A 4,589-nucleotide genomic window follows, 5' to 3' on the forward strand; every position below is an offset into this window, starting at 1 on the left:
CTTCGTCGGGCCCCCCGCGGACGCCGGCCCGGGGGCCCGGGCCCGGGGCCGGCCGAGGGTGGTCGGCTACCGGGGATCGGCCGCCGAGCCGGGGGAGGAGCTGTCCGTCGGCGACGACTTCTTCCTGCAGATCCAGGACTACGCCACCAGCGAGTACATGTCCCTGCTGGGCCCGACGCTGATCCGCCTGTGCGCGCCCCAGGACCTGGAGGCCCTGCTGGCCGACGCCGACAGGGCCCGCGGCACGGGCGAGTTCGCGGCGTTCGCGACGAACCCGGCCGTCCAGTTCGCGGACCGGAGCGCCTACGCCGGCGATCCGACGGCGGTGGACGGGCCGAGCCTGCGGCTCTGGGTCGATGCCGACGGGGCGGTGTCGACCTCGCCGGACGGTGCCCTGCTGGGCGACGTGTCCGACGGACCGGCGGCGATCGCCGCGGCCTGGCGCGAGATCAACCGGGCCAGCGCCCGGCCCTGCGCGGTGAGCCTCGGTCGCGCCGTCCCGGAGGCCGTCCGGGTGGCCGCCCTGGCCGTGCGGCCTTGGCTGCCCGACTACCTCGCCGCGCTGGAGGCGCTGAAGGATCTGCACGCCCGCGGCCACCACGACGTCCAGGTGTCGGGTTTCGGCGGCCGCCGCAGTCCGGCGCTCGCCGGGGTCGACGGGCCCGAGGGACCGGCCGGCGGTGCGCCGGTCCTGCTCTGGACCGACCGGGACAGCTTCCTGGTGGAGCCGCGGGCGGGCCGCTCCTTCCGGATCGACCCGGCCACCGCCGACGCGGTCGAGCCGCTGGTCGCCCTGGGCTCGATCGAGGCGGCCGCCGCGGTGGTCGATCCGGACCGGTTGCGCGCGGTCGCGGCCTCGTTCGCCGGCGTCGGGGTCCGGCTGGTGCGCCGGTCCCCGGTGGGAGCCGGGGCGTGAGCGCGGCACGGACCGCGGCCCCGGCCGCAGCGGCCGATCGGGGGGCCGGGCCGGATTCCGGCTTCCCGGCCGGGAGCGCCGGATCGACCGGGTCGGCCGGTGGTGTGGCCGGCGCGGTCGCCGCGCGGCACCTGACCGACCTGTTCGGCGACCGCCGGCCGGCGGTGCACGACCTGTACGACGAGGTGGGCGGGCCGATCTACCACGACATCTCGCGCCGTGACCCGCACGAGATCCGGCAGGTGCTCGCGGCGGTCCGGGCCGTGCCGGGACCGGTGCTGGACCTGGCCGCCGGCTCCGGACGCCTCACGGTCCCGCTGCTGGCCCTGGGCCGGCCGGTCACCGCCCTGGAGCTGTCGCCCACGATGCGGTCGCTGCTCGCGGGCCGGCTGGCCGAGCTGCCGGCCGCCGCCCGGGCCCGCTGCCGGGTCGTCGCCGACGACATGCGGACGTTCGTCCTGCCGGAGCGCTTCGGCGCCGTCGTGCTGGCCACCACCACCATCTCGCTGTTCGACGCGCCCGACCGGGCGCGGGTCCTGGAACGCATCCGGGCGCACCTCGCGCCGCACGGGCGGCTGCTGCTGAGCACGGTGGAGATCGTCCCGGGCGCGCCGACCGACTCCCGGACGCCGCTGACCGGGGCCGGCGGGCGGGCCTACCGGCTGCACGAGCGGGTCGACCCGGCCGCCGGGGTCCGCTCGGTGGTCATCCACCCCGACCCGCCCGCGCCGGATGGCCCGGTCTGCGCCGGCACCGTCCGCATCCTCCGGCCGGACAAGGTGACGGCCGAGCTGGCCCGGCACGGGCTGGCGGTGCGCAGCGTGGAGGCCATGCCCACCGGGTCCTCGCGGTACCGCGACTGGATGATCGTGGCCGAGGCGGCCACGGCCTCGGTCGAGCCGGCCGGCATCGAGCCGGCGTCCGTCGAGCCGGCCGGCGTCGAGCCGGTCGGGGCCGGGCGATGACCGGGTACCGGGGTGGCGCGCTGTGGCCGGCGCTGCTGGCGCCGGCCGCGCAGGGACGGGACGAGCTGTGTGCGGTGGCCGCGGACGGGGTGCGGGTCCGCTTCGCCGACGGGCGCGAGTTGCTGTGCGGCACCAGCGGTCTGTGGAACGTCAACCTCGGGTACGGCAACCCGGTGGTCGCCGAGGCCATCGCCGCGGCCGCCCGCGACGCGTCCTACCTGGGCGTGTTCCGGTACGAGAACCGGTACGCCCGGCAGGCGGCCGACGCGTTGATCCGGCGCTGCGGGCCGGCCGGCGGGCGGGTGCTGTTCTCCACCTCCGGCGGCGCGGCGAACGATCTGGTGCAGAAGCTGGCCCGGCACGTGCAGGCGCTGCGCGGCCGGGACCGGGCCAAGGTGGTCGTCGGGTTGCGGGGCAGCTACCACGGGCTGACCTTCGGCGGTTTCGCGCTGACCGGTGAGGATCTCGGCCAGACGTTGTACGGCGTGGACCGCCGGCTGGTCCGGCACGTCACCGCCAACGACGGCGCCGACCTGGCCGCATTGCTGGAGCGGTCCGGCCCGCAGGTCGCCGCGGTCGTCGTCGAACCGGTGCTCGGCAGCGGCACCGTCCCGCTGACCGACGAGTTCGTCGCGGACCTGCTGCACTGGCGACGGCAGTGCGGATTCCTGCTGGTCGCGGACGAGGTGGCGACCGGCTTCGGGCGCACCGGACCGTTCCTGGCGTCCGAGACCTGGCCCGAGCCACCCGATCTGGTCATCCTGTCCAAGGGCCTGACCAACGGCACCGGGGCCGCGGCCGCCGTCCTCGTGCCGGGTCCGATCGCCGCCGAGTTCGACCGTGCCGACGCCCTCCTGACCCACGCCGAGACCCAGGCCGGGACCCCGATCACCGGTGCCGCCGTCCTGGCCACGCTGTCGGAGTTCGAACGGCTGGACGCGCTCGATGCGGGCGCGCGGGTGGCGGCGCAGCTGGGGGCCGCCCTGGACCGTTGGGCCGCCGACCACGAGCGGATCGTCGAGGTCACCGGGCGCGGCTGCTTCCGCTCGCTGCGGCTGGTGACGCCGGCCGGTGAGCCGATCCCGGCCACCGACGTGCCCCGGCTCGTCGCCGAGATCCGCCGGGCCGGTGCGATCGTGCACCCCGGTCCGCAGGGCATCCAGCTGGTCCCGGCGCTGACCTACGGCGGCCAGGACCTGACCGACCTGCTGGCCGCGGTGCACACCGGCCTGACCCGGTATCTGGAGGCCACCGACGACGGCCGCGGCATCGGTGGCGGCACCGCAACCGGCACCGGAACGGGAGCGGCCGGCCGGATCGCCCCGGCCCGCTCCCGGGTGGGGGTGGGGGTCGGATGAACCTGTCCTGGTCGTGCCCGGCCCGGACCGTCTTCGGGCTGGGCGGGCTCGTGGACTGGCTGCGGACCGGCCCGGTGGCGGCCCCCGGCCCGATCGGCTCGGTCACGGTGCTGGCCGATCGTGCGGTGGCCGGCCGGCCGGTGCTGGACGAGCTGCGACACCTGCTGGAAGGCAACGGGATCGGCCACGAGGTGCAGCAGATCGGCGGTGCGGTCGACCTTGCCGCGGTCAGCGCGCTGGCCGGCCGGCTCCCGCGCCCCGGTGACCGCTCCGGCCCGGCCGGGCACGCACTGGTCGCGGTGGGCGGCGGGTCGGTGCTCGACCAGGTCGCGATCGCCGCGGTGCTGCAGGCGAATCCGTCGGTGTGGACACGGCTGTCGGTCGCCCAGCGCAGCGGGCTGATCCTGCTCGAGGACATCCGCGCCCGGCTCCCGCTGGTCGCCGTCCCGACCACGATCGGCACCGGGGCCGAGGCCAGCACCTCGGCCTGCCTGGCGCACCCGGACGGCAAGCGGCTGCTGATCGGCGACGTCCTGCGGCCCGACGCCGCGGTGCTCGACCCGCTGGCCACCCGGGGTCTGCCGGATCACCTGGTGCGGGAAGGTCTGCTGGAACCGCTGTTCCGGCTCGGCTGCCAGTTCGTCGCCGACGCCGGTGAGCGCCCGACCGAGGACGCGCTGGCCCTGGCGCTGGCCGAACGTCTGGTCGCGCTGGGCGACCGGCTCGACGACGCGCTCGGCGGGCCGGCCACCGACCCGGCGGCATCCGACGAGCTGCGCCGGCAGATCGCGCAGATCAGCGCGTTGAGCCACGCGCCGTGGCTGAGCCTGGGGCGCGACCGGTACGCGGCCCGGGGCTGGTACATCGCCACCGAGCTGTCGGTCGCGCTCGGGGTGCGCAAGATGACCGCGGTCGCCGCCCTGCTGCCCGCCCTGTGGGCCGAGATCGACGACGGGCGCGCCGTGCTCGGCTCGGCGGACCGGCTGCGGGCGTGGTGGCGGCGGCTCCGGGTGGCCGGAGCGCGGCCGCTGCCGGCGGACCCGGCCGCCGGCATCGCCGCTCTCGTCGGGCGGTGGCGGATCGACCCCCGGTTGCCGGCGGATGCCACGGCGGCCGACCCGGTCGCGCGGCGCTGCGTGGCCCGCTGGGGGGCCGGCCTGCCGATGCTGGGCCGGGTGCGCACCGACGACCTGCGCGGCCCGCTGCGCCGGGCCCTGTCCGCCGTCCCGGACCGGCCCACCCCCCCCGAGCCCCGGCCGGCCGGGCCCCCCCCGAACCCCCCCAAGGACCGGGGGGGCCCCCGCCACCGCGGGCCCCCGAGTCCCCACCCGATCCCCGAGGGGGGGGACC

General features: G+C 77.5%; 4 protein-coding genes. All 4 read left to right on the forward strand.

Annotated features, from left to right (window positions below):
• Positions 1-916: daptide biosynthesis RiPP recognition protein (gene mpaB / locus ACOJUF_RS19445; RefSeq protein ID WP_420123470.1), on the forward strand; the 916-nt coding region annotated here is incomplete at its 5' end.
• Positions 913-1,881, forward strand: coding sequence for a daptide-type RiPP biosynthesis methyltransferase (gene mpaM / locus ACOJUF_RS19450; protein ID WP_420123471.1), 969 nt, complete (start codon positions 913-915; stop codon positions 1,879-1,881). The genes mpaB and mpaM, both read left to right, overlap by 4 nt.
• Positions 1,878-3,239 carry a daptide-type RiPP biosynthesis aminotransferase gene (gene mpaD, locus ACOJUF_RS19455; protein WP_420123472.1) on the forward strand — a complete coding sequence of 454 codons (1,362 nt, stop codon included), beginning with the start codon at positions 1,878-1,880 and terminating at the stop codon, positions 3,237-3,239. The genes mpaM and mpaD overlap by 4 nt, the downstream gene beginning before the upstream one ends.
• A partial coding sequence (gene mpaC, locus ACOJUF_RS19460; protein WP_420123473.1) for a daptide-type RiPP biosynthesis dehydogenase occupies positions 3,236-4,589 on the forward strand: 1,354 nt, incomplete at its 3' end. The genes mpaD and mpaC, both read left to right, overlap by 4 nt.

Source organism: Nakamurella sp. (assembly GCF_048594475.1).
GTDB lineage: Bacteria > Actinomycetota > Actinomycetes > Mycobacteriales > Nakamurellaceae > Nakamurella.